Origin of the sequence: Actinomadura fulvescens, assembly GCF_039533225.1 — a bacterium.
GTDB lineage: Bacteria > Actinomycetota > Actinomycetes > Streptosporangiales > Streptosporangiaceae > Spirillospora > Spirillospora fulvescens.
The window spans coordinates 465,212-492,112 of record NZ_BAAATD010000003.1 but is presented as its reverse complement, the minus strand read 5'-3'; the positions used below and the strand labels follow the sequence as shown (position 1 = coordinate 492,112).

The 26,901-nt window shown below is 73.8% G+C and carries 27 protein-coding genes; 11 read left to right on the top strand and 16 right to left on the bottom strand.

Annotated features, from left to right (window positions below; translation table 11 throughout):
* Positions 1 to 13 precede the first annotated feature (13 nt).
* Positions 14 to 1,375, bottom strand: a complete 1,362-nt coding sequence (locus tag ABD333_RS14360) for a hydantoinase/oxoprolinase N-terminal domain-containing protein (protein WP_344541180.1) — start codon at positions 1,373 to 1,375, stop codon at positions 14 to 16.
* Positions 1,372 to 2,418 (bottom strand): S-methyl thiohydantoin desulfurase family protein, encoded by a 1,047-nt coding sequence (locus ABD333_RS14355; protein ID WP_344541179.1) that lies wholly within the window; start codon positions 2,416 to 2,418, stop codon positions 1,372 to 1,374. Before ABD333_RS14355 ends, ABD333_RS14360 begins: the two co-directional genes overlap by 4 nt.
* 105 nt (positions 2,419 to 2,523) lie before the next feature.
* Between ABD333_RS14355 and ABD333_RS14350 the strand changes: the two genes are divergently transcribed.
* Entirely contained in the window at positions 2,524 to 3,984 is a 1,461-nt protein-coding gene (locus ABD333_RS14350) for a PucR family transcriptional regulator (protein ID WP_344541178.1), read from the top strand.
* Between the two features lie 66 nt (positions 3,985 to 4,050).
* Here the strand turns inward: ABD333_RS14350 and ABD333_RS14345 are convergent, their stop codons facing one another.
* Positions 4,051 to 4,884 carry a tyrosine-protein phosphatase gene (locus ABD333_RS14345; RefSeq protein WP_344541177.1) on the bottom strand — a complete coding sequence of 278 codons (834 nt, stop codon included), beginning with the start codon at positions 4,882 to 4,884 and terminating at the stop codon, positions 4,051 to 4,053.
* A gap of 286 nt (positions 4,885 to 5,170) precedes the next feature.
* Between ABD333_RS14345 and ABD333_RS14340 the strand changes: the two genes are divergently transcribed.
* Positions 5,171 to 6,211: a fatty acid desaturase family protein gene (locus ABD333_RS14340; protein WP_344541175.1), complete on the top strand. Its 1,041-nt coding sequence runs from the start codon at positions 5,171 to 5,173 to the stop codon at positions 6,209 to 6,211.
* Between the two features lie 20 nt (positions 6,212 to 6,231).
* Complete coding sequence (locus ABD333_RS14335; RefSeq protein ID WP_344541173.1) at positions 6,232 to 7,047, top strand: Fpg/Nei family DNA glycosylase; 816 nt, start codon at positions 6,232 to 6,234, stop codon at positions 7,045 to 7,047.
* A 33-nt stretch (positions 7,048 to 7,080) separates the two neighbouring features.
* Here the strand turns inward: ABD333_RS14335 and ABD333_RS14330 are convergent, their stop codons facing one another.
* The 4 genes from ABD333_RS14330 to ABD333_RS14315 form a co-directional block, all read right to left on the bottom strand.
* The gene (locus ABD333_RS14330; protein WP_344541172.1) at positions 7,081 to 7,743 is read right to left on the bottom strand and encodes a hypothetical protein; all 663 of its coding nucleotides are present in this window, start codon (positions 7,741 to 7,743) and stop codon (positions 7,081 to 7,083) included.
* Between the two features lie 37 nt (positions 7,744 to 7,780).
* Positions 7,781 to 9,016 (bottom strand): isochorismate synthase, encoded by a 1,236-nt coding sequence (locus tag ABD333_RS14325; protein WP_344541170.1) that lies wholly within the window; start codon positions 9,014 to 9,016, stop codon positions 7,781 to 7,783.
* A gap of 162 nt (positions 9,017 to 9,178) precedes the next feature.
* Positions 9,179 to 9,766 carry a biotin transporter BioY gene (locus ABD333_RS14320; protein WP_344541168.1) on the bottom strand — a complete coding sequence of 196 codons (588 nt, stop codon included), beginning with the start codon at positions 9,764 to 9,766 and terminating at the stop codon, positions 9,179 to 9,181.
* A gap of 72 nt (positions 9,767 to 9,838) precedes the next feature.
* Positions 9,839 to 10,495: a spermine/spermidine synthase domain-containing protein gene (locus tag ABD333_RS14315; protein WP_344541166.1), complete on the bottom strand. Its 657-nt coding sequence runs from the start codon at positions 10,493 to 10,495 to the stop codon at positions 9,839 to 9,841.
* A 616-nt stretch (positions 10,496 to 11,111) separates the two neighbouring features.
* Here ABD333_RS14315 and crcB (ABD333_RS14310) point away from each other — a divergent pair.
* The 4 genes from crcB (ABD333_RS14310) to ABD333_RS14295 all read left to right on the top strand — a co-directional run bounded on the left by crcB (ABD333_RS14310) (position 11,112) and on the right by ABD333_RS14295 (position 13,816).
* Positions 11,112 to 11,585, top strand: a complete 474-nt coding sequence (crcB, locus tag ABD333_RS14310) for a fluoride efflux transporter CrcB (protein ID WP_344541164.1) — start codon at positions 11,112 to 11,114, stop codon at positions 11,583 to 11,585.
* Positions 11,582 to 11,944, top strand: coding sequence for a fluoride efflux transporter CrcB (gene crcB, locus ABD333_RS14305; RefSeq protein ID WP_344541163.1), 363 nt, complete (start codon positions 11,582 to 11,584; stop codon positions 11,942 to 11,944). The genes crcB (ABD333_RS14310) and crcB (ABD333_RS14305) overlap by 4 nt, the downstream gene beginning before the upstream one ends.
* Before the next feature lie 44 nt (positions 11,945 to 11,988).
* A complete protein-coding gene (locus ABD333_RS14300; protein ID WP_344541161.1) occupies positions 11,989 to 12,774 on the top strand; it encodes an SDR family NAD(P)-dependent oxidoreductase in 786 nt (261 codons plus the stop codon).
* Positions 12,775 to 12,838: 64 nt separating this feature from the next.
* Positions 12,839 to 13,816 carry a S1C family serine protease gene (locus ABD333_RS14295; protein ID WP_344541159.1) on the top strand — a complete coding sequence of 326 codons (978 nt, stop codon included), beginning with the start codon at positions 12,839 to 12,841 and terminating at the stop codon, positions 13,814 to 13,816.
* On the opposite strand, the gene ABD333_RS14290 is transcribed toward ABD333_RS14295, so the two are convergent.
* From ABD333_RS14290 to ABD333_RS14265, 6 genes are all read right to left on the bottom strand, one after another.
* Complete coding sequence (locus ABD333_RS14290; RefSeq protein ID WP_344541157.1) at positions 13,813 to 14,442, bottom strand: maleylpyruvate isomerase family mycothiol-dependent enzyme; 630 nt, start codon at positions 14,440 to 14,442, stop codon at positions 13,813 to 13,815. The two genes, ABD333_RS14295 and ABD333_RS14290, sit on opposite strands and share 4 nt — an antisense overlap.
* A gap of 242 nt (positions 14,443 to 14,684) precedes the next feature.
* Positions 14,685 to 15,941: an RNA polymerase sigma factor gene (locus ABD333_RS14285; protein WP_344541155.1), complete on the bottom strand. Its 1,257-nt coding sequence runs from the start codon at positions 15,939 to 15,941 to the stop codon at positions 14,685 to 14,687.
* Positions 15,938 to 16,252 (bottom strand): YciI family protein, encoded by a 315-nt coding sequence (locus ABD333_RS14280; protein WP_344541570.1) that lies wholly within the window; start codon positions 16,250 to 16,252, stop codon positions 15,938 to 15,940. The genes ABD333_RS14285 and ABD333_RS14280 overlap by 4 nt, the downstream gene beginning before the upstream one ends.
* Before the next feature lie 202 nt (positions 16,253 to 16,454).
* Positions 16,455 to 17,231, bottom strand: coding sequence for a glycosyltransferase family 2 protein (locus tag ABD333_RS14275; RefSeq protein ID WP_344541154.1), 777 nt, complete (start codon positions 17,229 to 17,231; stop codon positions 16,455 to 16,457).
* 133 nt (positions 17,232 to 17,364) lie between these two features.
* Positions 17,365 to 19,131: a hypothetical protein gene (locus ABD333_RS14270; RefSeq protein ID WP_344541152.1), complete on the bottom strand. Its 1,767-nt coding sequence runs from the start codon at positions 19,129 to 19,131 to the stop codon at positions 17,365 to 17,367.
* A gap of 19 nt (positions 19,132 to 19,150) precedes the next feature.
* Entirely contained in the window at positions 19,151 to 19,387 is a 237-nt protein-coding gene (locus tag ABD333_RS14265) for a radical SAM family protein (RefSeq protein ID WP_344541150.1), read from the bottom strand.
* A gap of 162 nt (positions 19,388 to 19,549) precedes the next feature.
* Here ABD333_RS14265 and ABD333_RS14260 point away from each other — a divergent pair, with 162 nt between their 5' ends.
* From ABD333_RS14260 to ABD333_RS14245, 4 genes are all read left to right on the top strand, one after another.
* A complete protein-coding gene (locus tag ABD333_RS14260; protein WP_344541148.1) occupies positions 19,550 to 21,148 on the top strand; it encodes a glycoside hydrolase family 10-like protein in 1,599 nt (532 codons plus the stop codon).
* A 54-nt stretch (positions 21,149 to 21,202) separates the two neighbouring features.
* The gene (locus ABD333_RS14255; RefSeq protein ID WP_344541146.1) at positions 21,203 to 21,406 is read left to right on the top strand and encodes a DUF3040 domain-containing protein; all 204 of its coding nucleotides are present in this window, start codon (positions 21,203 to 21,205) and stop codon (positions 21,404 to 21,406) included.
* 477 nt (positions 21,407 to 21,883) lie between these two features.
* Positions 21,884 to 22,354: an ATP-binding protein gene (locus tag ABD333_RS14250; RefSeq protein WP_344541145.1), complete on the top strand. Its 471-nt coding sequence runs from the start codon at positions 21,884 to 21,886 to the stop codon at positions 22,352 to 22,354.
* 197 nt (positions 22,355 to 22,551) lie between these two features.
* Positions 22,552 to 23,529, top strand: coding sequence for a D-alanyl-D-alanine carboxypeptidase family protein (locus ABD333_RS14245; RefSeq protein WP_344541144.1), 978 nt, complete (start codon positions 22,552 to 22,554; stop codon positions 23,527 to 23,529).
* Here ABD333_RS14245 and ABD333_RS14240 read toward each other — a convergent pair.
* The 3 genes from ABD333_RS14240 to ABD333_RS14230 form a co-directional block, all read right to left on the bottom strand.
* Positions 23,526 to 24,917: a sensor histidine kinase gene (locus tag ABD333_RS14240; RefSeq protein ID WP_344541143.1), complete on the bottom strand. Its 1,392-nt coding sequence runs from the start codon at positions 24,915 to 24,917 to the stop codon at positions 23,526 to 23,528. The two genes, ABD333_RS14245 and ABD333_RS14240, sit on opposite strands and share 4 nt — an antisense overlap.
* A complete protein-coding gene (locus ABD333_RS14235; protein WP_344541142.1) occupies positions 24,914 to 25,594 on the bottom strand; it encodes a response regulator transcription factor in 681 nt (226 codons plus the stop codon). Before ABD333_RS14235 ends, ABD333_RS14240 begins: the two co-directional genes overlap by 4 nt.
* Before the next feature lie 215 nt (positions 25,595 to 25,809).
* A complete protein-coding gene (locus tag ABD333_RS14230) occupies positions 25,810 to 26,901 on the bottom strand; it encodes a helix-turn-helix transcriptional regulator (protein WP_344541141.1) in 1,092 nt (363 codons plus the stop codon).

The following is a 26,901-nucleotide window of genomic DNA, read 5'->3' as shown; positions in this document are numbered from 1 at the left end:
GGGCTGGGCCGGGTTACAGGGGGTGGGCGGGGCCGGAGGCTCGGGCGTGGAGCCGGAGGGTGACGCTGGGCAGGTAGGGCAGAGGGGTCCGGGTGACGTCCGACACCTGGACGCGGCGCGGGTCGGCTCCGGCGCGTACGGCGCTGACGCGGGCCTCCTCGCGTACCTCGTCGAGGACCGCGCCGAGGTCGGTGCGGGGGTCGACGCGGACGACGCGTTCGGCCTGGCCGCCGACCGGGCTGGCGGCGGCGCCGATGGCTCCCGCGACGGCGCCGTGCTCGGGGTGCAGGACCTCGGCGACGCCGGGCAGCGTCGCGGGCACCTCGCCGGCGCCGCCGCCGACGACGACCAGGGGCAGGCGTCCGGCGGCGGGCTGCATGCGGTCGACCGCCTCGGCGAGGGCGTGGCGGGCGTGCGGGCCGCCGCGGGCCACGCGGATGAGGTCGGGCATCCAGAAGCCGACGGGAACGCCGCCGATCTCGGCGTCGAGGGCCTGCTGCGGGAAGCCCGCGGTGAGGGCGGCGACGCGGACGCGGTGCTCGCCGACGTCGGCGACGACCGCGTCGGGCAGGCCGGTGAGGGCGGCGGCGCCGCGCAGGGTGCCGGCGAGGCCGCCGCCGAGTCCGAGGCCGGGATGCCTGCGGAGGTGGTCCAGGCCCATCAGGGTGCCGTCGCCGCGGGTGACCAGGACGGTGGCGGACGCGCCGATGGCCGCGCGCAGGCCGTCGGACAGGTCGGCGGCGAGGCGGTGCAGCGCGGCGTCCAGGACGGTGGTGTTCTCGCGTTCCAGCAGGCCGAGGGGGCCGAGTTCGCCGGACAGGGAGATGTGCACGGCGTCGCCGAGCTCGCGGCGGACGATGTCGGCGGCCTGGCGTTCCTGGGTGCCGTCCACGGGTGAGAAGACGCCGGTGATGGCGATCGCGTCGGCGCGGCCGGCGAGTGCGGCGGCGAACTCGGCGACGGCGCCGGTGTCCAGCGGGGTCCATTCGGCGGCGTCGAAGCCGCCGCCGCCCTCGACGACGGCGGTACCGGCGCGGACGGCGTCGCGCAGGTCGGCGGGCCAGCCGAACAGGGGCCGTACGGCCTGGGCCGCGGGGCCGCCGATGCGGAGCACGGCGACCTTGGCGAGCCCCTTGCGTTCGACGACGGCCTGCGCGGGGCCGCGGAGGCCGACCGCGACCTGGGCGGGCTCGGCCTTCCCTGGCCCGGGATGCCCGGGCCGCTGGCGTTTGTGGAGTGCGGCGAGGGCGTGGCGGACGGACGTGACGGGATCATCCGGAACGGACGGCACCTTGGCCGTCGCCCAGGGCGTCCCGTCGCCGGTGAGGATCGCGGCGTCGGTGTGGGTCGGCCCGACGTCGATTCCAGTGATCATGAGCTGGCCTCCGGGGTGCCGTCCGCCAGGCCGAAGGCGGCCGGTCCGGCGAGCCGGCGGCCGGCGGGGGTGTTCCAGACCGGGGCGCAGGGGAGTGCCAGCACGCTGACGCGCAGGCCGTAGCGCAGCCGTTCCACGTCGATGGCGGCGGCGGTCCGGGTGTCGAGGACGGCGATGATGTCGGGGACCAGGGTGAGCGGGCGGCCGTCCTCGTAGACGGCGAGGTACTCGCTCTGCGCCTCCAGCCTCAGCAGCCGCCCGGCGTCGCCGCCGAGCCCCTCCACGAGGGCGGCCGTGGCGGTGCCGGCGCCTGCGCCGGTCCGGTCGACCGTCGAGATCTTGCCGGTGATCAGGCGGTCGAGGCCGCCGTCCGGCGCGTCGGGCACACCGCCGGCCAGCGCCGTCCCGATGGCCAGGGCGCGCGACACCGACCCGGGTATGGCGGCGGTGCGGACCTGCCCGGCGCGCAGCGCGTACTCGGAGGTGGCCGCCTGCCCGCCGAAGGACTCCAGTACTCCTCTGGCCAGGCGTTCCAGCCAGCGGCCGTCGACGCGGTCCAGGATGACGGTGCGGCCGCGTTCGTCGGTGAGGACGCAGGGCGTGGGGGCGATGCCGGCCAGCTCCATGGCGTTCTGGTCCATCCGGGGGAACGCCCGGCCCATGGCGTCGGCGTCGACGAGCGGCAGGCCGAGGCGGGCCGCCCACGCGGCGGCTAGACAGCCGTTGGAGCCGCCGATCTCGCTGGACATGAGCGCCGCCACCGGCGTGCCGTGCAGCCGTTCGACGGTCTCGCGCAGGACCTCGGCCTCGGTGCCGCCGCCGATGCGCTCGTTCGCGACGGCGGGGGAGCCGATGATCCCGCACGGCATCACCAGCGCGTCGCCGTCGAGGTCCTCGGCGCGTACGACGCGGACGGGCCCGTGGTCGGCGACGGCCTGGAGGGCGGTCGCGAGGGCGACGCCGACGGGTCCGCCGCCCCCGGAGCCGAGCACCGCGCAGCCACGCGCGTACGCGGGCAGCGTGGTGGCGTCCAGGAGTGTCATGGCGTCAGCGTAGGACGGCCCGCGCCAAGAACTGGTGTGCTCAACGACCCTGTTTAGCCAGGTCAGTGTGCTGTCCGCACACACGGGTGGAGGTAGCCTGCCGGTGTGGAGACCGTCATCGCCGACCTGCTCGCCGCGCCGGGACGGCCCGGATCACTCGATCTGCTGGCCGGTCCGGTCACCGCCGGGCCGGTCCGCGGTGTGCGGCTGGTCGAGGACCTGCGTTCGCTGACCGCGGTGCCGCCGGGTTCGCTCGTGGTGCTGACCGGTCCCGCCTCGTCCGCCGCCACCGCGTACCGCCTCGATGTGGCCCTGCGCGACGTCGTGGCCGCCGGCGGCGCGGGGCTGGTGCTGACGGGCGGCGGAGCGCCGCCGTCCGTGGCCCGCACGGCGCAGGGGATCGCCGAGCGGGGCCGGGTCGCGCTGCTGTACGGCGACGGCGCGGACCTCGGCGGGCTCGTGATCACGCTCGCCCGGGTGGTCGAGGGCGGTGCGGCGGAGGCGTTCGCGCGGCTGACGGCGGCGTTGGACGGTGTCGTGCGTGCCGGCGGCGACGCCGGGCGCACGGCGGCGGCGTTGACGGGGTCGCTGGGGGTGCCGGTCGAGGCGCGTCCGGCAGGGCCGGGGGAGCATGGCGAGGTGGCCGCGGGGCCGGAGGGGGAGGTGACGCTCGCGGCGCCCGCCGCCGGCGGGCGGCTCGGGGACGCCGTGGCCGCCGCGATGCGGGTCGGCGCGGAGGTGATCGCCCGTGCCGCCGGGGGAGCGGGCGACGACACCCCGGTCCGGTCACGGATGCTGCTGCTGTCGGAGCTGCTGGTGTCACCCGAGGGCCAGGCGCTGCGGCTGCTGGGACGGGCCCGCGGGGTCGGGCTCCCGGTGGACGGCTGGCACATCGCGTTGCGGGTGGAGCCGGCGGCGTCGCAGGGGTCCGAACGCTACGACCTGCTGGACGCGGCGGGACGGGCGGCGTTGCAGAGCCTGCGGTCGGCGGGCGGCGCGCAGTGGAACCCGGCCCGCGCGGACGACGCCCTGCTGCTGATCCGGACGCAGACCGGCGACCCCGGCCGGGACGGGCTGCGCTCGGCCGTCGGCGACGCCGAGCGGCTGCTGGGGGAGCTGCGCGGCCGGTTCCCCGCGGCGGGCCTGCGCTGCGGCGTCGGCGGCGCCCACCGCGGGCCGCTCGGGTTGCGCGCGTCGGCGCGCGAGGCCCGGACCGCGCTGGCCCGGGGCGGCGGACGGGACCGCCCGGTGACGGCGCACGACCTGGCGGGCCTGGACCGGATGCTGGGGGAGTGGTACGCCTCGGACACCGCCCGGGCCGCGGCGCGGGAACTGCTGGCGCCGATCGAGGCGCTGGGCCCCGAGCGGGCCGAGCCGCTGCTGCGGACGCTGCAGGCCTATCTCGACCACCAGGGGTCGCCCGCGCGTGCGGCGGAGGAGTTGCACCTGCACCGCAACGCCGTCACCCAGCGGGTGCGCAGGGCGGGCGGCCTGCTGGGGGTGGACCTGGCGGACCCGGAGCAGCGGCTGGCGCTCCAGCTGGCCTGCCGCGCCCTGCGCACCTGAAGAAGTTCAACACTCAACTTACAACGTAAAGGCCGACCGTTGTAATGAAATTGAACCTTTACAAGCTCATTCCAGCAAGCGAGCCCGGAGAGCTTCGGTGTCCTCGTCGGCCCAGCCATGGGCGGCCAGCCATTCGAGCGAGCCGCCGAACCTCTCGTCCACGCGGGACAGGAATTTGTCCATGATGAAGGCGTGCGGTATGTGGCTGTCGGCCGGCCGCGAGTCGAGGTCCTCGGCGTAGGTGCTGCTGGCGCGGAGGCGGGCCAGGATCGCCTCGATGCGTTCGCCGGTCTGGGCATAGTCGGCCACGATCGCCTCCCGCGTCACCCCAGCCACTTCCAGGGCGAACGCGCACACCACGCCGGTGCGGTCCTTGCCCGCCGCACAGTGCACCAGCGCCGCTCCGGCCGGCCTGGTCATCACGCGCAGCGCCGCCACGACCGAGTCGGGGCGGTCCTCCAGGTAGCCGAGATAGTGGCCGATCGAGCGGTCCTGCGCGGGCGAATTGTCCGGGCGGGTCTGCCAGGGGAGTACCTTGGCGATGTCCACGGAGTTCGTCTGTGCGCCGGACGCGGGTTCGGTGCCGGTGTCGGCGGCGACGTCGGTGTGGCGGCCGCCTTCGGCGAACAGTGAGAGGTTGTGGATGGTGACCGAGGGTGTACGGGTCAGCGGTCCTGGGCCTTCGAGGCGCACCTCGGCGTCGCTGCGCAGGTCGATGACGTCCCTGAGCTCGTAGTGGCCGACGAGGGTCCTGATGTCGGCGGCCGTCAGGTCCTGCAGGTTGTCGGCCCGCAGGATCCGCCCTCGCCGGGTCGTTCCGCCGTCCGTTGTGGGGAGTCCGCCGAGGTCCCTGACATTGACCGCACCGTCCAGATCGATCCAGCGAGAGCGCGCATTCATGACCTATGACCCTATATGGCCGGTCTGTCATGTCTTGTGGGGGGAGCTGCCACCACCCCGGATCTGGGAGTCAGCACCTCTGCGACCGGGGTGCTGGAGCCCATGTGATCGCTTCGCCCGGCGGCCAGACTGAACTGTGATCAAGCTCGTCACATGCGGTTTCAGGCCGATACCAAGACCTGCGAGCCAGGCCGGAGATGGCTCCGCAGCGTGGCGACCGTTTGATCGTCGGCTCCATAGCGTTGGAGTCGACTGACCCCGTAAGCCCGCACGAATGGGAGTGTCCATGACCGTCACCCTCCAAGCGCCGGCACCGCCGGCACCGTCCCGCCGAAGCCCCGGCAGCGATTTCGCGCCACTGTCACGGCAGGTCCGCGACAGCGGGCTGCTGGAGCGGCGGCTCGGCTACTACGCGTGGGCGATCGGCCTGAACGTGGCGGCCACGGCGGCGATCTGGGCGGCGGTGGCGTGGGCGGGCGCGACGTGGTGGGCGGTGCTTCTGGCGGTACCGCTGGCGCTGGTGACGGCCCGGACGGCGTTCCTGGGCCACGACGCGGGGCACCGGCAGATCGCCGGCTCGCACCGGGTGAACCGTGCCCTCGGCCTGATCCTGGGCGATCTGATGCTCGGGATGGGCTACGGGTGGTGGAACGACAAGCACAACCGTCACCACGCCAACCCCAACCATGTCGACAAGGACCCCGACGTCGGTGAGGGGCCGCTGGCGTGGACGCGGGAGCAGGCGCGCGGGCGGCGCGGGGTGCTGGGGTTCCTGGCCCGCCACCAGGCGCGGCTGTTCTTCCCGCTGCTGACGCTGGAGGGGTTCAACCTCAAGGTCAACAGCGTTCTGTACCTGAAGGGGGCGCCGCGGCGGGAGAAGCTGGTCGAGGGGGCGCTGCTGGTGGCGCATCTGGCCGGTTATCTGGGGCTGGCGTTCGTGCTGCTGTCGCCGCTGCAGGCTGTGGTGTTCATCCTGGTGCACCAGGCGTTGTTCGGTGTGCATCTGGGCGCGTCGTTCGCGCCGAACCACAAGGGGATGGAGATGCCGGCGGAGGGGACGCGGTGGGATCACCTGCGGCGGCAGGTGCTGACGTCGCGGAACGTGCGTGGTGGCCTGGTGACCGACTACATGCTGGGCGGGCTGAACTACCAGATCGAGCATCACCTGTTCCCGAGCATTCCGCGGCCGAACCTGCGGAAGGTGCAGCCGCTGGTGCGTGAGCACTGTGCGTGGGTGGGGCTGCCGTACGTGGAGACGGGGTTGTTCGAGTCGTACCGGGAGGCGCTGGGGCACATGCGCGAGGTGGGCGAGCCGTTGCGTTCGTGAGCCTTATCCTTGGGTCTGCGATGCCTGAAGGACACACGATTCACCGGCTGGCCGCCGAGCATCTGCGGATGTTCGGCGGCCGTGCGTTGCGTGCCGAGAGCCCGCAGGGCCGGTTCGCCGAGGGGGCGCGGCGGCTGGACGGGCGGGTGCTGACGGAGGCGGAGGCGCACGGCAAGCACCTGTTGCTGCGGTTCGAGGACGAGTGGCTGGTGCACATCCATCTGGGGCTGTACGGGACGTACACGTTCGGCCCGGTGCCGGCGCCGGAGCCGCGGGGTCTGGTGCGGTTGCGGCTGACGGGGGTGTCGGAGTTCGCCGATCTGCGTGGTCCGGCGGCGTGCGAGCTGCTGGAGCCGGGTGAGGTGAAGGTGCTGCTCGATCGGCTCGGCGCGGATCCGCTGCGTGCGGACGCCGATCCGGAGCGGGCGTGGCGGCGGATCGGGCGGAGCCGGACGAGCATCGCGGCGTTGCTGATGGATCAGTCGGTGGTGGCGGGGCCGGGCAATGTGTACCGGGCCGAGGTGCTGTTTCGGCAGGGTGTCGATCCGGGGCTGCCGGGGCGTGCTCTGACGCGTGAGCAGTGGTCGGCGATCTGGGCCGATCTGGTGGGGTTGATGCGGGTGGGTGTGGCGACGGGCCGGATCGACACGGTGCGGCCCGAGCACACGCCGGAGGCGATGGGCCGTCCGCCGCGGGTGGACGATCATGGTGGTGAGGTGTACGTGTACCGGCGTGCGGGGTTGCCGTGCCTGGTGTGCGGGACCGAGGTGCGTACCGAGCGGCTGGTGGGCCGCAATCTGTTCTGGTGTCCGGCCTGTCAGCCCGCGGCGCGGTGACGTCCGCGCTGCGGGGTGTGGGCCGTGGGCGGGTCAGCCGACGAATTCGCGGTCGCCGTGGTGCAGGGTGGCGCGGTTCCAGTCGCCGCCGATGCGGGTGACGAACCGGCGGGCCAGGTCGAGGTCGGCGAGTTCGGCGACGAGGATGAGGTGGCCGCGCAGGGTGACCGATCCGCCGTAGAGCCGGTCGCGGGCGGCGGGGTCGGCGGCGAGGCCGTCGTGGAGGCGGCGGACGTCGAGTCCGGGGACCTGGATGCGGACGGCGTCGGCGCGTGGGGAGCCGCTGGGCAGGTGTTCGAAGGTGAGGACCGATTCCTGGCGGAATTGTTTGCGGATGAGGTCGGCGATGTGGTGCAGCTCCAGGGGGTCGGTGCGGTCGAGGTCGAAGCGGCGTGATCGTTCGTAGGTGGCCTGCTGGAGGTCGCTGGACCAGAAGACGCCGTCGAGGAGGGTGGAGCGGCGGGTGCGGGCGCCGTTGTCGGCGATGATGCGGCGGACCTGCCGGTCGAAGCGGGTGAGGCGCGTTCTCAGGCGGGGGTCGGCGGGGTCGGTGATGATCGCGGTGTTGCTGGTGGCGAAGATCTCGGCCTGGGGTGTGCGCGGGCCGGTGGTGGCTTGTGCGGGTGGTGCCGCGGCGAGAGCGGCGATGGCGAGGAGCCAGGCGAGCAGGGCGGCGGTGGGACGGCGGCGGTGCATCTGGTGGCTCCCCGGGGGGGGGTGTGTGCGGGTGTGGTCAGCCTTCCAGTGCGTATTGCATCACGCGGAACTTGGTCTGGGCTTCGGCGAGTTCGGCGGCGGGGTCGGAGTCGGCGACGATGCCGCAGCCGGCGAACAGGCGGGCGCGGGTGCCGTCGAGTTCGGCGCAGCGCAGCGCGATGCCCCATTCGCCGTCGCCGCGGGCGTCGACCCAGCCGACGGGGCCGGCGTAGCGGCCGCGGTCCATCACTTCGAGTTCGCGGATGAGGTCGAGGGCGATGTCGGTGGGGGTGCCGCAGACGGCGGGGGTGGGGTGCAGGGCGGCGACGACGTCGAGGACGGAGCGTTCGCTGCCGAGGCGGCCGTGCACGGGCGAGGCCAGGTGCATGACGTTGGCGAGGGTGAGGAGTTCGGGCCGGTCGGGGACGGTGAGCTCGGCGCACAGGGGCGCGAGGGCGTCGCGGACCATTTCGGCGGCGTAGGCGTGTTCTTCGAGGTCCTTGGCGGAGGTGCGCAGCCGTGCGGCGCGTTCGGCGTCCTCGGCGGGGGTGGTGCCGCGGGCGGTGGTGCCGGCCAGGACGAGGGAGTCGAGGTGGTCGCCGGTGCGGCGGATGAGCAGTTCGGGGGTGGCGCCGACCAGGCCGGCGCAGGAGAAGGTGTAGCAGGCGGGGAAGCGGTCGGCCAGGCGGCGCAGCAGGACGCGGGCGTCGATGGGCTCGGCGGCTTCGGCGTGCAGGTCGCGGGCGAGGACGACCTTGCCGAGGCGGCCGTGGCGGATGCGGTCGACGGCGGCGGCGACGGCCTGTTCCCAGGCGGGGGCGTTGAGGGTGCCGTCGCTCCAGTCGAGGCGGGCGGGGGGCTGGGGCGGGCGGACCAGGGCGAGCGGGTCGGCCTGCTCGCCTATGGTGGTGAGCCAGGCGGCGCCGTCGCGGCGGCCGACGATCCAGCGCGGCACGATGAGCACCGAGTCGGGTGATTTGGGGTCGAAGCCGAAGCTGCCGAAGGCGACGGGCCCGGAGCCGGGGACCTGGACGGGGTCGTCGATGTCGGCGGAGCCGAACAAATCGCGCAGCCAGCGGTCGGCGACGGCGAAGCGGTCCTCGCCGCCGGGCAGCGTGAGGCGGGCGGCCTCGCCCCAGCCGACGATGCCCTCGCCGTGCCGGACCCAGGCCAGCGCGGTGGGATGCGGAAGTCGCGAGATGAGGTCGCCTGGGTCGGCGACCCGCTCGGTGCGGACGATCAGGCGGTCCGGTGCGGTCACGGCGAGCTTCACGCGTGCCACTCTACGACAAAGTTGAACCCGTTCAAACTGTCGGGGTGGCCGGTCGTGGTGAGGTCTGCGCCACATCCGCTGCGCGAGCGCCCCTACTCGTTCCCCGGCGGGGCCGTGCCGAACCTGTGCCACGGGGATCGCGGCACAGGCTCGGGCGGGCGTTCAGGCGGAGCGGCGCGTTCCGGCCAGTTTCCACGCCGCCGGCAGCAACCCGGCGGCCAGCAGGACCTTTAGCGCGTCGCCGGCAAGAAAGGGCGTGAGGCCCAGGTCGATCGCCTTGCCGAGGTCGACCCCGAGTGAGGCCATCAGGTAGGGGACGCCGGTCGCGTACATGATCGTGGTGCCGAGCAGCATCGTCCCGACGGTGCGGGCGGGGGTGCGGTCGCCGCCGCGTTCGGCCAGGCGTCCCACGACGGCGGCGGCCAGCACGAACCCGATGACGTATCCGAGGGTGTGCAGGCCGGCGCCGGACTCGCCGTCGGTGAACCACGGCACGCCGGCGATCCCGGCGAGCAGGTAGACGGCCATGCCGAGCGCGGCGCGGCCCCAGCCGAGCGCGGCGCCGGCCAGGAGCACCGCGAAGGTCTGGCCGGTGACGGGGACGGGGGTGCCGGGGAGCGGGACGGCGATCTGGGCGGCCAGGCCGACGAAGGCCGCCGAGCCGGCGACGAGCGCGGCGTCGCGGGCCAGGGAGCCGGGGAGCAGGTCGCCCAGGACGATGGGGCGCCGGGCCGCTTGCGCAGTAGTCACAAAACCCTCCACAAAGACTGTGTCAGGGCGAAACCTAGCGAACTGGGACGGACCGGTGGACCACCCGGGGGGTCATCGACGCGGGCGGCGGGCGAGATAGACGACGTCGGGCTCGCCGCGCGGGACGGGCACCGGCCGTGCCTCCACCTCGGCGAACCGTGCCCGCAGCCGTTCCTCGTAGGCGGGTGCGGCCGCCGCGCTCCACACCGCCAGGACCCCGCGCCCGGTCAGCCGCGCGGCCAGCAGGGCCAGACCGTCCTCGCCGTACAGATCGGCGTTGGCGGGGGTCACCGTCCAGTCGGGGCCGTTGTCGGTGTCCAGGCAGATCGCGTCGTAGTGGTGACCGCTACGGCGCAGATGATCGAGCAGGTCGGCGCCGACGACGCGGACGCGCGGGTCGTCGAGCGCGGCGGCCGAGAACGGCCGCAGATGGGTGGCGTGCCAGCCGATCACGGCGGGTTCGATCTCCACGACGGTGACGGCGGCCACGCCGGGCAACGCGACGGCCTCGGCGAGGGAGAACCCGACGCCCAGCCCGCCGATCAGCAGCGACACCGGCGGTCGCAGCCCGGCCACGGCGGCGCGGACGAGCAGCCGCTCGGACTCGCCGTTGCGGGTGTCCATGAGGAACACGCCATTGCTGATGATCTCGTAGTGGGCGCCGGCGCGCCGCAGCACCAGTTCCCCGCTCGGCCCGTGGGCGCGTTCGACGGTCGCGCTGGCAGTCACCCCGGCAGCCTAGCCCCAGCCGTGATCGGCGCGCCGGTAAGCTCATGACGTGCGGTGACGGCGGAGGGGCCCGCCGAAATCCGCGGCCCCCGGGTCGCCAACGGTCCCTGAACGCGAAGGGAGACCGCCCGTGCCCACCAACCCCGACCCACCCGCGCACAACCCCCAACCACCCACAACGGCACCGGCCACACCCAAGCCCAACACACCCACCCCGGACCCAACCGCCCCGGACCCACCCACAACCGAACCCCCTACGGCCGCTCCGCCCACAACCGGGCCGAACACAGCTGCCTCGGACGCAACCGAACCGCCTGCGGCCGAACGGGACACGGCCGGGCAAGACACCGCCGGGCAGGACGCAACCGCACCGCCCGTGACCGAGCAGCACAGGGCCACACTGCCCACAACCGGTCCGAACACAGTTGGACTGCCTACAACCGCCCCGCCGCCCACACCTGAACCGCCAGCGTCCGGGCAGGACATGGCCACGCCGCCCGCAGCAGGGCGCCTTGCAACCGGGCAGCCTGCAACCGGACGGGACGCAACCGTCCCGCCGCCGCCCGCAACCGAACCGCCTGCGGCCGGGCGGCACGCGGGCGAGCCGGATGCGGCCGTGGTGGAGGTGGGGCGGGCGGACAGTGATGCCGCGGTGCCGCTCGGGCGTGAGAGGGCGTCCCGGCGGCGCGGGCTTGTCCTGCTGGCGATCGCGGTGGGCGGCGGCCTGGGGAGCTGTGCGCGGTATCTGGTCGGGGTGGCGGTGTCTGCGGAGGCGGGGCGGATTCCGTGGGCGACGTTGCTGATCAATGTGACGGGGTGCCTGGCGCTGGGCGTGCTGATGGTCGGTGTCATCGAGAGGTGGCCGCCGAGCCGCTACGTCCGCCCGTTCTGGGGGATCGGCTTCCTTGGCGGGTTCACGACGTTCTCCACCCATGCGGTGGAGGTGCGTGATCTGGTGGCCGGTGGTGCGTTGGCGCAGGCGGCGGTGTACGGGCTCGGCAGTGTGGCCGCCGGGGTCGCCGCGGTCTGGGCGGGTGCCGTCGTTGCGCGGCGTGTTCTGCGTCCTGGGGCGGGGGAGGGCGTGCGGTGACGCTGCTGCTGGTGTTCGCGGGCGGGGCGGTGGGAGCTCCCGCGCGTTATGTGCTGGATCGGATGGTCACGCGGTGGGTCGGTGGCGTGTTCCCGTGGGGGACGCTGGTGGTGAACGTGCTGGGGTCGGTGATTTTGGGGGTGCTGGCCGGCGCGGGGGTGGCGGGGCCGGTGTCGTCGCTGGCCGGGACGGGGTTCTGCGGGGCGTTCACCACGTTCAGTACGTTCGGGTATGAGACGGTGCGGCTGGTGAAGCTGGGCGAGGTGCCCGCGGCCGGCCGGTACGCGGTGGGGAGCCTGGTGGTGGGTGTCGGCGCGGCGGCGCTGGCCTACGCTGTGGCCGCCGCGCTCACTCGCTGATCTTGGGTCTGGGCGCGTGGTGATGGCGCCGCTAGCGTCTGCGCATGGCAGAAACGCTTCTTCCCGGTCGGCGGATCCTGGTGGTCGGCGCCGGCACCCGTCCCAGCGATGAGCCCGGCGCGCCGCCCGGCAACGGCCGTGCCATCGCCGTGACCGCGGCGCGCGAGGGCGCGGCGGTGGTCTGCGCCGACCTCGATGAGGCGGCCGCGGCCGTCACCGCTGAGCTGATCTCCGCGTCCGGCGGCCGTGCGCACGTGCTGGCCGGTGACGCCGCCGACCCGGACGCGTGCGAACGGATGGTCGCGGGCGCCGCCGAGGCCCTCGGCGGGCTGGACGGGGTGGTGTTCAACGCCGGGATCGGCGTCGGGTACGGGCTGGCCGGGACCGCGACGGCCGACTGGGACCGGGTGTTCGCGGTGAACCTGCGCGGCCCGTTCCTGATCGCCAAGGCGGCGGTGCCGCTGCTGGGGAAGGGTGATGCGCTGGTGTTCGTCGGGTCGCTGGCCGGGGCCAAGCCGGGCAGCGGTTCTCCTTCCTACGACGCGTCCAAGGCGGGGCTGGCGGGTCTGGTGCGGCATGTCGCGGCGGAGGGCGCGCCGCGCGGTGTCCGGGCGAACGTGGTCGCACCGGGCCTCATCGACACCGTGATGGGCCGGATGGCGTCGGCGGGCAACACCGACCGTGACCGTGTCGCCAAGCTGATTCCGATGGGGCGGCAGGGCACCGCGTGGGAGGTGGCCGAGGTGGCGGTGTTCCTGTTGTCGCGGCGGGCGAGCTATGTCACCGGCCAGGTCATCGGCGTCGACGGCGGCCTGTCCACCCTGCGCTGAAAGAGGGGATTACAGATTCACCTTCCGCGGCTAGCGTGTAACGGTGTAATCATCGGGAGGTGAGATGAGCCCCGAACCGATCTCCGAGCCCGTCCCCGAACCACGCGATCCCGCCGCTCAGCCCCTTGACGCCTACTCCCGCGTGGTGTCGGCCGTGGCCGGCGAGCTCACCCCGCGCGTGGCGAGCCTGCGCGTGCGCCAGAGCGGCCGTGAGGGTTCGGGGTCGGCGGTGACGTTCACCGCCGACGGGTTCCTGCTCACCAACGCGCACGTCGTCGGCGGCGCCCGCGGCGGGCAGGCCTCGTTCGCCGACGGCACCACCACCTCGTTCACCGTCGTCGGCACCGACCCGCTGTCGGACCTGGCGGTGGTGCGCGCCGACGGCGGCACCCCGGGGCCGGTCACCCTGGGCGACAGTGACGGGCTCGTGGTGGGGCAGCTGGTCGTCGCCGTCGGCAACCCGCTGGGCCTCGCCGGGTCGGTCACCGCGGGCGTGGTCAGCGCGCTCGGACGGTCGCTGCCGACCCGCAGCGGCAACGCGGTGCGGGTGGTGGAGGACGTCATCCAGACCGACGCCGCCCTGAACCCTGGCAACTCCGGCGGCGCGCTCGCCGACTCGCGCGGTCACGTGGTCGGGATCAACACCGCGGTCGCCGGGATCGGCCTCGGCCTGGCGGTGCCGATCAACTCCACGACCCGCCGCATCATCGGCGCGCTGATGCGTGACGGGCGGGTGCGACGGGCGTTCCTCGGCCTGGTCGCGGTCCCCGTGCCGGTCCCGGCGGCGCTGCGCGACCGCCTCGGCCAGCGCGAGGCGCTGCGGGTCGCCGACGTGGTCGCCGGCAGTCCCGCCGCGCGTGCCGGGCTGCGCCGCGGCGACCTGGTCCTCACCGCCGGCGGCGTGCCGGTCAGCCAGGCCCAGAGCCTGCAGCGGCTGATGTTCGCCGAGGCGATCGGGCGGCCACTGCCGATCACCGTGCTGCGCAACGGCGCGATGGTCGATGTGATCACTGAGCCGGTCGAGCTGAGCGCCGAACGCTAGACAGCGGCGAAGCGGGTGCTCTGCTCGCCGCCCAGGCGTCCCGGAGGCAGGCGGCGGCCGCACAGCACCAGCGCCAGATCCTGGGCCGCGCCGGTGACCGTGGAACCCGAGCCGAACGACCAGTCCAGGTCATCGGCACGCAGCTCGACGCCCTCCAGATCGGCGCCGAAGTACCTGATGGCGCGGGCGGAGGCGAGCCCGTCCAGCACCACCCGCAGCCGCTGCTCGGGCACCCGCCGGTCCACCCCCAGCGCGACCGTCATGTCCAGGCCGTGCACGACGTCGTGGGTGAGCGCGCCCTCGTAGCCGCCGCCCGGCGGCTTCCACGGGTGCGTGGCGTTGTCGCGCAACGAGGCGTGCAACCCGGCCGCCGGGACAGAGGCCGCGTCGCGGCGGGCACACCGGTCGAGCATGCGGTTCATCCCGCCACCCGACCGGATCAGCTCGAAGATCACCCGTGGTCCCGAGTAGCGGTAGGCCATCGTGATGTGAGCGACGACCTCACGGATCCGCCACCCCTCGCACAGCGACGGCGCGTCCCAGCCGGCGGCCGGGAGATCACCCAGCACCGCCGCCAGCTCCCGGCGTTCCGCCGCGATCTCAGCCCGAAGATCGGTCTCGTTCATGCCTGCCTCCCACGTGCGCGCCGTACGCCGCGCCAGCGATTCGTCACACCGGACACCCCACCGACGAACGAACACCCGCCAGACAGACACCACAGCGGAATGGCACGACACATCACGCCGACGCCACCGACCACCCCGCGCTCGCGGAACTCCGTCATACGGACGCCGTCTGGCATAACGCCGTCACGCCGACCCGTTCGACATCGCCATGCGGGCAGCGTGTGGCTCGGGATCGTCAATCGTCAGGCGGACACTTCGGCCAGGCGGCGTTGCAGGTAGCGGCGTTCGGGCTCGTCCGTCGTCAGTGCGAGCGCGTCGCGGTAGGCCGCCGCGGCGTCGGCGGTGCGGCCCAGGCGGCGCAGCAGGTCGGCGCGGACCGCCGGGAGCAGGTGATAGCCCGCCAGCCGGCCCGCCTCGTCCAGTGCCTCCACCAGGGGCAGCGCCGCCGCCGGGCCCTGGGCCATGCCGATCGCGACGGCCCGGTTGAGCTCGACGACGGGAGAGGGCGCCAGCCGGGCGAGCTCCCCGTACAGGGCGGCGATCTGCGGCCAGTCGGTGTCGGCGGCGCGGGCGGCGCCGGTGTGGCAGGCGGCGATCGCGGCCTGCACCTGGTACGGGCCGGGACGGCCGCGTCGCAGCACCGCTTCCAGCAGCGCCGTGCCCTCGCCGATCTGCCCGGCGTCCCACCGGGTACGGTCCTGCTCTTCCAGTGGCACCAGGTCACCGGCGGTGTCGAAGCGTGCGGGGCGGCGCGCGTCGTGCAGCAGCATCAGCGCCAGCAGCCCCACCGCCTCGGGCTCGTCGGGCATCAGCCGCGCGAGCACCCGCGCCAGCCGGATCGCCTCACCGGACAGCTCCGCCGGATCGGCGCCCGCCGACGCCGAGTATCCCTCGTTGAACAGCAGGTACAGCACCGCCAGCACGGCCGGTGTCCGCTCGGGCAGCAGATGCGCGGGCGGCACCCGGTAGGGGATGGCGGCGTGCCGGATCTTCTGCTTGGCGCGCGTCAGCCGCTTGGACATGGTCTGCTCGCCCACCAGGAAAGCACGCGCGATCTCGGCGGTGGTCAGGCCCGCCAGCGTGCGCAGGGTCAGCGCCACCTGCGCCTCCAGGGCCAGCGCCGGGTGGCAGCAGGTGAACATCAGCCGCAGCCGGTCGTCGGGCACCGCGCCGTCGGACACCTGGTCGCGTCCCGTTCCGCCGCTGTGGGCACGTTCCATCACGGCCATCTCCCGTAGCTTGGCCGCGCCGGTCGCGGCGCGGCGCAGCCGGTCGGTCGCGCGGTTGCGCGCCGCCGTCGTCAGCCACGCGCCGGGCCGTTCGGGCACCCCGTCGCGCGGCCAGGTGCGCAGAGCCTGCGCGAAGGCGTCCTGCGCGCACTCCTCGGCCAGGTCCCAGTCGCCGGTGACGCGGATGAGGGTGGCCACCACCTGGCCCCACTCGTCACGGAACGCCCGGTCGACGGCCGTGGCGGCGGGGGAGGTCTCCGGGCCGGTCACTGCGGCCAGAGCGGCCGGATCTCGATCGTGCCGTAGCCCGCGGCCGGGTGCTTGGCGGCGATCTCGATGGCCTCGTCCAGGTCGGCGCACTCGATCAGGCAGAATCCGCCGATCTGTTCCTTGCTCTCGGCGAACGGGCCGTCGGTCAGCAGCACCCGGTCGTCGCGGACGCGCACCGTGGTGGCCTCCGCGGGCGGCCGCAGCCCGCCGCCGCCGCGGATCACACCGCGCGCGATCATCTCCTCGCTCCAGCCGCCGCAGCCGTCCTCGGCGTGCTCGGCGGCGGACTCGTCCCCGGCGATCAGCAGCATGTACTTCACGGTTCCTCCGTATCAGGTCTTCCACCGTTCCGACGAACGACTTCGCCCCGGACGGACCACTCGACGGCTGGGTAGGGAAAGTCCTACCTGTTTGCAAGCGCCCGCCAGGGTCATGGGCGGCGCCTGCGGCCGGGCGAAGTGAAGGGCCCCGGTCCACCGCTGGCGGACCGGGGCCCTGGACCCCCGCGGAACGTCAGGCGGCCAGGCCGGCCGCCGCGGGCAACGCCACCGCGTCGGGGACGGCGGCGGTGTCGCGGACGGGACGCAGCCGGCCGGCGACCATCATCTTCAGCACCCGGTAGCCGTCGCGCCAGGTGTTGAGGTGCGACTCGCCGAACCGCCGGTTGCTCTCGAAGCTGGCGACCTCGGCGATGCGCAGCCCGGTGGTGACGGCGTTGACGCACATCTCGGTCTCGATCTCGAAACCGGTCGACCTGAGCCGGAGCCGGTCGACCGCGCCGCGGCGCATCGCGACGTAGCCGTAGCACAGGTCGGTCCAGCCGGTGCGGTAGAGCGTGTTGGCCAGCCGCGTCAGCCACTTGTTGCCGGCCCGGCGCAGAAAGGTCAGGTCTTCGGAGCCGCCGCCGCACGCGTACCGCGAACCCTTGACGAAGTCGAAGTCGAAGCCGCGGCCGACCAGCGCCACGAACGCCGGGATCTCCGCGGGATCCATGCTCCCGTCGGCGTCCAGCATCACGATCACCTCGCCGGTGGCGGCGGCGAACCCCGCCTGCAGCGCCAGGCCCTTGCCGCGCGGCGGCCGGCTGATGATGACCGCGTCGGGCCGCAGCGCGGCGGCGACCTCGGCGGACCCGTCGGTGGACTCGCCGTCCACGATCACGATCTCGTCGACGCCGGTCAGCCGGGGCAGGAGCCATCGCAGGTTGTCGGCCTCGTTCAGGGTCGGGATGACGGCCGTGACCATCGGCGCGGGGCCGGCGATGCGGCTCGGGTCTGCGGTGGCGTTCATCGTTGGCTCCGTGGCTCCTCGTTGGCGACGTCCTGTTAGATGTGACGCCCGCCACGAGATGTTTGAAAAAATCTTGACGGTCGCCTTATCTCGCCGCGTCGATCGCTAACATGTCGCCCCGCGCGGTCGCCGTTCACATCAGGGTGAGCTGCTGCGGGCCCGCCGGTGGCGCAGGCCGCTGCTCCCCGCCGCCCGCCCCGCCGCCCGCCCTGCCGCCCGCGAAGCGTCGGCCCCGCCCGCCGATGCCGTACTGGTCCGCCAGCTCCTTGACCCGCGCCGAGATGCGTTCCTGGTAGGCCTTGGGCGCGTACGCCCGGTCGCCGTACAGCCGCGCGTAGGGCACGACGAGCTCGGGATGGTGGTCGCGCAGCCACGACAGGTACCACTCGCGTGCCCCGGGCCGCAGGTGCAGGGTGATCGCGCCGATCGAGGTCGCGCCCGCCTCCGCCGCCGCGCGCACCACCGCCTCCAGCTCGCGCGGCGAGTCGCTCAGATACGGCAGCACGGGGCCCATCAGCACCCCGCAGCCGATGCCCGCCTCGTTCAGCGCGGCGCACACCTCCATCCGCCTGCCGGGCGCGGGCGTGCCCGGCTCCACCAGCCGCCACAGCTCCCGGTCCAGCGACCCCACCGACACCATCGTGCTCACCTCGGCGCGCTCACCCGCCTCCAGCAGCAGCGGCAGGTCGCGCAGGATCAGCGACCCCTTGGTCAGGATCGAGAACGGGTTGGCCGCGTCGCGCAGCGCCGCCAGGATGCCCGGCATCAGCCGGTAACGGCCCTCGGCGCGCTGGTAGCAGTCGACGTTGGTGCCCATCGCGATGTGCTCGCCGCGCCACCGGGGCGCCGCCAGCTCCCGCCGCACCAGCTCGGCGGCGTTGACCTTCACCACGACCTTCGAGTCGAAGTCGGCGCCCGCGTCCAAGTCCAGATACTCATGTGTCTTGCGGGCAAAGCAATTGTGGCTCACGAGCCCGTTGGAGACGAAGTCGCCGGTTCCGGTGGTCAGGTCGAACATGGGCAGATCGATCCCCAGCGGCTCGATCGAGGTCACGGCGAGCGCGGCGTCGCTCGTGACCGCCGCGCCCTCGATCGACCGCTGGCGCGTGCCGGCCGGGTCGACCAGCTGCAGCAGCCGCAGGCGTTCTTTGAGCCCGCCCCTCAGCCGGACGACGGTCACCGCGGCCTCGCCCGGGACGTGCTCCGATACCGGGCCGAAGCCGAAATGCCGCAGGCAGTCGACGAGCATGCGCAGCAGGCGGGCGTCGGAGCCGCTGAAGCCGAGCACGCCGCGGCCGAGGCCGGGGCAGGGGTTGGCGTCGACGTCGGGGGCGGCGTCGGGGGCGGCGTCGACAAGGCCTGCGAGGAAGCCCTTACGCCAGGCGTCCGAGACCTGTGGCGGCCATCGGATGAGCTCGTCGGTCACGGCCGCCGGGGTCCGCGCGTGCATCCCGAGGTCGCGCAGATAGCGTCCGCCGCGGTCCAGCGCCTCACGTTCCACCGGCGCCAGGCCGAGCCGATGGACGCCACCGCCCCTGCCGTCGTCGCGGAGGATGCCGCACAGGTATCCGCGCTTGTAGTCGTCGTCCTCCTTGGGAGGGGCGGTGAACGAGCCCGTGCCGGCCAGCCGGTCGCCCGGCCTCAGCCGCGGGCCCTGGCCGGCACCCGGCCCGCCGCCGCTGACGTACCTCCATCCGCGCTCGCCGAGGAACCGGTGGTCGCCGCTCGCGACGATCCGCGTGCCGTCGGCGAGCGTGACGCGGTAGGCGGGCTTGACCGTCGGCCAGTGGTCCAGCACCTCGGTGATCACATAGCGGCGCCGCCCGCCCTCCACGCGCGTGCCGTAGATGCGGTCGCCCGGCCTCAGATCGCGCAGCGCCCGCGTGCGGCCGTCGGACATCAGAATCGGCGTGTCGCCCTCAAGGCAGTAATTTGCAGGCGTGGGAGCAGCCCCGGTAGGGGTTGATCGTCCACCGGAACATCATGCGCGAGGCCGGCGGGACCTGGTTGATGATCGAGCGGGCCTGGACCTCGTAGAAGGTCATGCCGCGGAACTCGGGCGTGTCGAAGGTGCGGGCGACCGCCCGCCGTTCGATCAGGGGCAGGGCGGGCTCGGCGGCGGCCCCGTCGACGAGCCGCAGGTGGTCCCAGCGCATCGCGCCTCCGATCGAACGTGTGAACGAATCTCCAGCACGGCCAGTTTGGAACGCATGTTCGAAGATCGCAAGTCGCGCGGGGACGATCCGGACAACGGGGGAGCACACGGGCGTGGCCGTTTTGGCCGTAGCACCGCGACTCCTGCGTAACAATGGGCCGCTATGGCATGGCATTCGGGGACGGCAGCGAAGGCGGCCGCGGCCGCCGCGGCGGCGGCGCTGATGACGGCGTGCATTCCCGCCAGCGGTGATTCCGGCGGCGGGGCCGAACGGGCGCAGGCGCCCGACGCGGTCAAGGGCGAGTGCGCGGTCGCGGCGCCGCCGGGCGACTCGCGGGCGCGGCAGGTGCGCGGCATGTGGATCGCCACCGTGGCGGGCATCGACTGGCCCAAGGACCCCAAGAAACCCGTGGCCACGCAGCAGGCGCAGTTCCGCGCGCTGCTCGACACCGCCAAGGCGATGAACCTCAACGCGGTGTTCGTGCAGATCCGGCCCAACTCCGACGCGTTCTACCCCTCGCCCTACGAGCCGTGGTCGCAGTGGCTCACCGGCACGCCCGGCAAGAACCCCGGCTACGACGTGCTGGCGTTCATGCTCAAGGAGGCGCACGCGCGCAACCTGGAGTTCCACGCGTGGTTCAACCCCTACCGGGTGAGCCGCACCAGCGACATCAACAAGCTGGCGCCGGGCAGCCCCGCCCGCAAGAACCCCGGCTGGGTGCGCAAGTACGGGACGGGCCTGTGGTACGACCCGGGGCTGCCGCAGGTGCGCGACCTGGCGACCAAGGCCGTGCTGGACGTCGTGCGCAAGTACGACATCGACGCCGTGCACTTCGACGACTACTTCTACCCCTATCCCGAGGGCGGGCGCGACTACCCCGACGGCGCCACGTTCAAGACCTACGGCAAGGGCATGAAGAAGGCCGACTGGCGGCGCCACAACGTCGACACGATGGTGCGCGGCCTCTCGCAGAAGATCCACGAGGCCAAGCCGTGGGTGCGGTTCGGGATCAGCCCGTTCGGGGTGTGGCGCAACTCCACCTCCGACCCGGCGGGCTCGGCGACCCGGGCGCTGCAGAGCTACTCCGACCAGTACGCCGACACCCGCAAGTGGATCCGCAACGGCTGGATCGACTACGTCACGCCGCAGCTGTACTGGCCCATCGGCGACTCGCGCGCCGACTACGCGCGGCTGGTCGACTGGTGGGCGCGGCAGGTCGCCGGCACCAAGGTGCAGCTGACGATCGGGCAGGCCGGCTACCGCGTCGGCCAGGACGCCACCTGGAAGAAGCCCACCGAGCTGTCCAGGCACCTGACCCTCAACCAGCGCTACCCCGGCGTACGCGGCGACGTGTACTTCAGCGCCGCCGACCTGGCCGCCAACCGGCGCGGCTTCGCCGAACGCCTGCGCAAGGACCACTACGCGCGTCCCGCGATCCCGCCCGCGGTGCCCGGACGCGGCGGCAAGGCGCCCGCGCCCACCCGCACGGTGACGGCGGAGAGTGACGGCCAGGGCGTGCGCGTGCGGTGGCGGGAGTCCAAGGACGCCACGGCGTACGCGGTCTACCGCGCCGAGGGCCGCCGCTCCGCCTGCGCCCCGGTGGATCCGGCGACGCTGCTGGCCAGCGTGCGCGGCGGCGGCATCGCCGATCCCACCGCCAAGCCCGGCAGGACCTACACCTACTACGTGACCGCACTGGACCGGTTGCATCACGAGAGCGCCCCCGGTCGTGGCGCAACGGTTACCGTCCGGGGTGGATAATGATCTTGCTCGCGGGGGAGGAACACAGCACCTGACGCCCCCCGGAGGTATGGCATGGCGCTGTCGATGGAAGAGCAGCGGATCCTCGCCGAGATCGAGATCCAGCTCCGCGAGGACGACCCGCGGCTGGCCCATCGCCTGTCGAGGCTCGGCCACGAGCGGCGGCGCCGCCGGATCCGCCTGATCGCGGCCATCGTCGTCGCCGCGATCGGAGTGGTGACGGCGGTCGTGTCCGCAGTCATCACCGCGATCTCCTGAAGACCGCGATCTCCTGACGACACCGGAGGCCCCGGCGAGAGAAACCTCTCGCCGGGGCCTCCGACGTCAGGCCGGTGTGGTGGTCGCCTCACGGCGAAAGGCACAACGTGGCTCCGGCCCAGGCCTTGCGGCCCGGCGGTATTCCACGAAGGCGTTGTGTAGAGCCCGGGGGACACATGCCACACCGACACCCCCACCATAACGGCATCCGCGGGGTGCCTGTTCCATCCCGCCGCCGATCACCTGACCGGGAAGTGAGGATTATGTATGAACGTGCACCCGCCCGCGCGGCGGAGCGTCCCTTCTTGTGACGAAACGCAGGGGATGACCGGCACGCACGCACCGTGACCACCACGGGTACGGGGAAGTCCCGGCCGGGCCAGATCTGAAGACGGGGCCCTATCGCCCCGGCGCGGGCCGGGAACATGCCAGGTGGGTGCCGACCTGCGGCAACCCGCAATGTGAGGAGTCGGGGCATTGAGTACGAAACGGCTCGGGACCGGGGAACCGACGACGTCCGGCCACCACGCGGCCTGGGAACTGGCCGCCGAGGCCCGCACCGCGTCGCTGGCGCGCGCGCTCACCGGCGAGACCCTGCACGCCTGGCGGATCACCGACCCCGCCGCCGTCGACGACATCGTGCTGATGGTCGACGAGCTCATCACCAACGCGATCGTGCACGGCGCCGGCCCCGTCAGGCTCCGGCTGCGCCTCGACGGCGCCCGCGTGGTGGCCGAAGTCACCGACGACAACCCCGCCGCCCCGGGCAGCCCCTCCTCCCCGCCCCTGCTCGACTGGTCCGAACAAGGCCGCGGGCTGCTCCTGGTCGCCGCCTTGGCATCGGAGTTCGGCTGCCGCCCCGAAGATCCCGGCAAGACCGTCTGGTTCACACGCCTGCTCCACACCGCCAACGGCCACACCCCCAACGGCCGCACCCGCCTGACCTGACGCCCGAACGACAGGCCTCCCGCGCACCCAGCACCAGGAGCGCAGCACACTGCCCACCCCCCGCCTGCCGCACCACCGCACCCGCCGCTCGTCCTCCAGTCGTGGCCGTAGGGCGCCGACACCTGTCGTCACTCCTTGTGGTCACGTGCTGACAGGCTCTCAGGTTGGTCTTATCGCCGGTTCCTACCGTCGCGCCCATGACGGAGATCAACGGGATGGGAAGACGGCGCTGGGGCCTGCCGATGGGCGCCGCGGGCCTGGTCATGGTGATCACGGCGGGGTCCTTCACGCTGGCCGCGCGGACCGCGGGACCGGCCGCGCCGCCCGGAGGCGGCGCCGGCCTGCCGTGGCCGCCGGACGCGCGGGGGGCGCTGGGCGTCGAAGGGGTGCCGGGCACGCGGCTGCACGGCTCCCGGAAGCCGACGCCGATCGCCAGCGTCGCCAAGGTCATGACCGCCTACGTCTTCCTCAAGGACCGGCCGCTGCCGCCGGGCCGCGGCGGTCCGGTCTTCACCGTCTCCGCCGAGGAGGCCGCACGGTACGGCGAACGGCTCGCCCGGCAGGAGTCGCTGGTGCCCGTCCGGGCAGGGGAGCGCTACACCCAGCGGCAGGCGCTGGAAGCGCTGCTCACCGTCTCGGCCAACAACCTCGCCCACGAGATCGCCCGCTGGGACGCCGGCAGCGAGCGCGCGTTCGTCGCCAAGATGAACGCCGCGGCCCGTGAGCTGGGCATGAACGACACCCGCTACACCGACCCCAGCGGATTCGACGCCGCGACGGTCAGCACGGCGGCCGACCAGCTCGTCCTGCTGCGCGCGGCGTCGCGGCTGCCGGGGTTCCTGGAGACCGCGTCCCGGCCGTGGTTCGAGGCGCCGGGCACGGCCGGCCGCCGCCCCACCACCAACCTGGCGCTCGGGCGCGAGGGCATCATCGCGGGCAAGACCGGCTACACCGGCGCGGCGGGCGGCAACTTCGTGTTCCTGGCGCTGGCCCGCAAGGCGGGCGTCCCGGTGCTGGTGTACGGGGTGGTCCTCGGTCACCGCGACACCGCCGGCTCGGCTCTGACCTGCCGGCTGGCCCCGCCGCTGGTCAAGGCGGCCGTCGGCGGCCTCGGCCGGCCGCGCCGCACCGGCCAGGCCGACCGGGTCCAGGCCTGGGCGGACGCGAGCCGCTAGCCCTGGCCGGGGAAGCGCAGCCGGATCAGGGTGCCGCCGCCGGGGGCGTTCTCGGCGTCCAGGACGGCCGCGTGGGAGACCGCGATCTGGCGGGCCATCGCCAGCCCGAGTCCCGAGCCGGGCAGGGCGCGGGCGCTGCGCGCCCGGTAGAAGTGGTCGAAGACGTGCGGCAGGTCCTCGGCGGCGATCCCCGGGCCGTGGTCGCGGACCGTCAGCTCCGCGCCGTCGCCCGCGGTGACCTTGACCTCCACGGTGCCGCCGTCCGGGCTGAACTTGGTGGCGTTGTCCAGGACGGTGGAGACCAGCCGCGCCAGGCGCGCGGGAACGCCGGACACGACCGCCTCGCCCGTCTCGGCCTCGAAGACCACGTGCGGCCAGTTGGCGCGGGCGGCGCGCACGACGCCGAGCACCAGTTCGTCCAGGCGCACGTCCTCCAGCAGCGCGGGCGGCTCCTTGCCGCGGGCCAGCTCCACCAGGTCGTTGACCAGATCGGTGATCGAGCGCAGCTGCCCGTCGAGCGCGGTGACCGCCCGCTCACGCTGACCCGGGGTGATCCGGTCACCGAAACCGAGGATGTCGATGTTGGTCCGCAGCGCGGTCAGCGGGGTGCGCAGCTCGTGCGAGGCGTCGGCGACGAGCTGGCGGCGCGCGGCCAGCGACCGTTCCAGCACGTCCAGCATGGTGTCGAACGACGCGGCGAGCCGGGCGACCTCGTCGCGGCCCGGCGCACCGTCGGCGACCGGCAGCTCCGACCTGCGCCGCGGATCACCGGTCGCGGCGATGAGCTCGGCGGTGTCGGTCAGCCGGCTCACCCGGCCGAGCCCGGCACGGGCCACCAGCCAGCCGCCGCCCGCGGCCAGCACGACCCCCGCCGCGCCCAGCACCCCGAGCAGGACCTTCAGCCGCGCCACCGAGTTGGCGTAGGTCTGCGCCTGGATCGCCACCTGCAGCGCGCCGCCCTCGACCGGGATCGTCAGCGCCCGCCCGCGAGCCCCGTTCACCTCGACGTCGGAGTAGGCCGAACTCGACCGGCCCGCCGCGACCCGGGCCGCGTCGGCGGTGACCGGCATGCCCGAGTCTCCCATCGTCCCCGGCGGCGTCCCGGCCGGGATCGTCTGGGCGCACACGTTCGTGCCGCGCAGCGAGCACGAGGCCGAGGACGTCCACGGCGTGGTCACCGTCCGCAGCCACGGGTCCGGTCTTTCCCTCAGGTCGTCCAGGTGCCTGCGCAGGCTGAGGTTCAGCTGCCAGTCGAGCTCGTGGCGCACCGCGATGTACACGCCGGTGGTCAGGCCCGCCACGATCAGCGCCATCACCCCCGCCGTCGTCACCGCCAGCCGGGACCGCAGCCGCGACCGGCGCCACCGCGCGGCCAGGCCGCCGCTCACCTCTCGCCCAGCCGGTAGCCCAGGCCCCGCACCGTGTGCACCAGCCTCGGCTCGCCTCCGGCTTCGAGCTTGCGGCGCAGGTAGCCGATGTAGACCTCCAGCGAGTTGGACGAGGGCCCGAAGTCCAGGCCCCACACCCGCTCCCCGATCTGACCGCGGCTCAGGGTCCGGCCCGGGTGCTCCAGCAGCACCTCCAGCACGCTCCACTCGGTGAGCGTGAACTCGATCCTGCGCTCGCCACGCCAGCCCGTCCGGGTCTCGGCGTCCACGGTGAGATCGGCGAACCCCCGCGCCGGGCCGGGCCGGGACCTGCGCAGCAGGGCACGCACCCGCGCCACCAGCTCCCCGAGGTCGAACGGCTTGCTCAGATAGTCGTCGGCGCCCGCGTCCAGCCCCTCGATCCGGTCGCTGACGGCGCCGAGGGCGGTGAGCACCAGCACCGGGGTCCGGTCGCCACGGGCCCGCAGCGCACGGCAGACCGCCAGCCCGTCGGTGCCCGGCATCATCACATCGACGATCATCACATCGGGGTGCCAGGCCGCGGCGGCACGCAGCGCGGCCTCCCCGTCGGCCTCGGCACGGACCTCGTATCCGGCGATCCGCAACCCCTCGGCCAGCGCCTCCCGTACCTCGGCCTGGTCATCCACGACCAGGACACCGCCCTCGTCCAGCTCCATCGCACCCACGTCACGACAACGGGCCGGCGCCCCACGACCATTCCCACGTACCGGAACGGACGTTTGCCCAGCTGGAACGGCCCGGCCCTGATCAACACCACCCGCTGACGGCCTACGCCGAGCCGCCGTCCTCAATCTGCGCCACGCCGTGGCACGTCGCCTCCGTACGAGGCGCGAGCGGGATCGCCGCGGGCGCGTGGCGCTGCGCGCGGCGGTCAGGTCTGCAGGGGGCAGCGGTCCACGACCCAGACGCCCTCGTCGTCGGCGTCCAGCTCGGCCGCGGGCGGGCCGTCGGTGAGGCGGTCCAGGTGCCACTCGATGTGGGCGAGCGGGCCGCGCCAGCCGGCCAGCAGGTCGGCGAGCGGGCGCCGCCGGGACGGGTCGGCGGGGTCGCGCAGCGGGACGTCCCACAACGCGTCGTCGCAGTCGGCCGCCCACCGGGCCACGTCGTCCAGCACACCCTCCAGGCCACGCGCCAGCTCGCCGAGGGAACGCAGCGCCATCGCGTCCTGGATCAGCTGCTCGCGCGTCTCGTAGGGCAGGTCACGTTCGAACGCCGGGAACGTGGGGGAGGGGGAGCCGTCGGTGGCGGCGCGGACGGCGGCGGCCTGCCAGCGTGTCCACTCGGTGAGGTGGCCCAGCACCGCGCGCAGCGCCGCGGCGCCCTCACGGTGGGAACGGACCTCGGCGAGGGTGTCGGCGAGACGGCCCCGGACATGCCGCAGCCGGTCCAGGGTCCACGCGCGGGCCCGCTCGGCGCCGGCGGGCCCGCGCGGCGCCTCCTCCGGCGGCGTGCGGGGGAACGGGACGCGCAGCGCGGCCAGCAGGTCGTCCAGGTCGCGCAGGCCCGCCTCACGGCCGCTGAGGTAGGCGGCGCCGATCCGGTCGACGCGGAACATGCGGGGCCCGTCGCGCATGCGGCACCAGCCGACGAGGTATTCGGCCTGCGGCGCGGTGACCAGGCCGTGCGCCTCGACGTCGCGGCAGGTGCGCACACCGGACTGGTCGGTGTAGACCAGGCGCACCACCCGGCGGCCCCGCACGGCGTCGGACAGGGTGCGGCGGACCGGCCCCACGAGGGACTCGGCCTCGCTCAGCGGACGCGGCGGCTCGTCGGGCGGCAGCACATAGCCGCGGCCGCGCTCGAGCCGGACCGGCAGGCCGCCGTGCGTCAGCAGCTCCAGGTCGCGGCGAACGGTGCGCACGCTCACCCGCAGGCGGGCGGCGAGGGCGTCGGCGGGCAGCGGCTCGGGCGCCGCGGCCCGCAGCTCGGCGGTCAGGGCCAGCAACCGGTCCGCACGGTTCAC

Coding starts and splice junctions, on each gene's coding strand:
- ABD333_RS14360 (WP_344541180.1), bottom strand. CDS start 1,375: ATGATCACTGGAATCGACGTCGGGCCGACCCACACCGACGCCGCGATC.
- ABD333_RS14355 (WP_344541179.1), bottom strand. CDS start 2,418: ATGACACTCCTGGACGCCACCACGCTGCCCGCGTACGCGCGTGGCTGC.
- ABD333_RS14345 (WP_344541177.1), bottom strand. CDS start 4,884: ATGAATGCGCGCTCTCGCTGGATCGATCTGGACGGTGCGGTCAATGTC.
- ABD333_RS14340 (WP_344541175.1), top strand. CDS start 5,171: ATGACCGTCACCCTCCAAGCGCCGGCACCGCCGGCACCGTCCCGCCGA.
- ABD333_RS14335 (WP_344541173.1), top strand. CDS start 6,232: ATGCCTGAAGGACACACGATTCACCGGCTGGCCGCCGAGCATCTGCGG.
- ABD333_RS14330 (WP_344541172.1), bottom strand. CDS start 7,743: ATGCACCGCCGCCGTCCCACCGCCGCCCTGCTCGCCTGGCTCCTCGCC.
- ABD333_RS14300 (WP_344541161.1), top strand. CDS start 11,989: ATGGCAGAAACGCTTCTTCCCGGTCGGCGGATCCTGGTGGTCGGCGCC.
- ABD333_RS14295 (WP_344541159.1), top strand. CDS start 12,839: ATGAGCCCCGAACCGATCTCCGAGCCCGTCCCCGAACCACGCGATCCC.
- ABD333_RS14290 (WP_344541157.1), bottom strand. CDS start 14,442: ATGAACGAGACCGATCTTCGGGCTGAGATCGCGGCGGAACGCCGGGAG.
- ABD333_RS14280 (WP_344541570.1), bottom strand. CDS start 16,252: ATGCTGCTGATCGCCGGGGACGAGTCCGCCGCCGAGCACGCCGAGGAC.
- ABD333_RS14275 (WP_344541154.1), bottom strand. CDS start 17,231: ATGAACGCCACCGCAGACCCGAGCCGCATCGCCGGCCCCGCGCCGATG.
- ABD333_RS14270 (WP_344541152.1), bottom strand. CDS start 19,131: ATGTCCGACGGCCGCACGCGGGCGCTGCGCGATCTGAGGCCGGGCGAC.
- ABD333_RS14265 (WP_344541150.1), bottom strand. CDS start 19,387: ATGCGCTGGGACCACCTGCGGCTCGTCGACGGGGCCGCCGCCGAGCCC.
- ABD333_RS14260 (WP_344541148.1), top strand. CDS start 19,550: ATGGCATGGCATTCGGGGACGGCAGCGAAGGCGGCCGCGGCCGCCGCG.
- ABD333_RS14255 (WP_344541146.1), top strand. CDS start 21,203: ATGGCGCTGTCGATGGAAGAGCAGCGGATCCTCGCCGAGATCGAGATC.
- ABD333_RS14245 (WP_344541144.1), top strand. CDS start 22,552: ATGACGGAGATCAACGGGATGGGAAGACGGCGCTGGGGCCTGCCGATG.
- ABD333_RS14235 (WP_344541142.1), bottom strand. CDS start 25,594: ATGGAGCTGGACGAGGGCGGTGTCCTGGTCGTGGATGACCAGGCCGAG.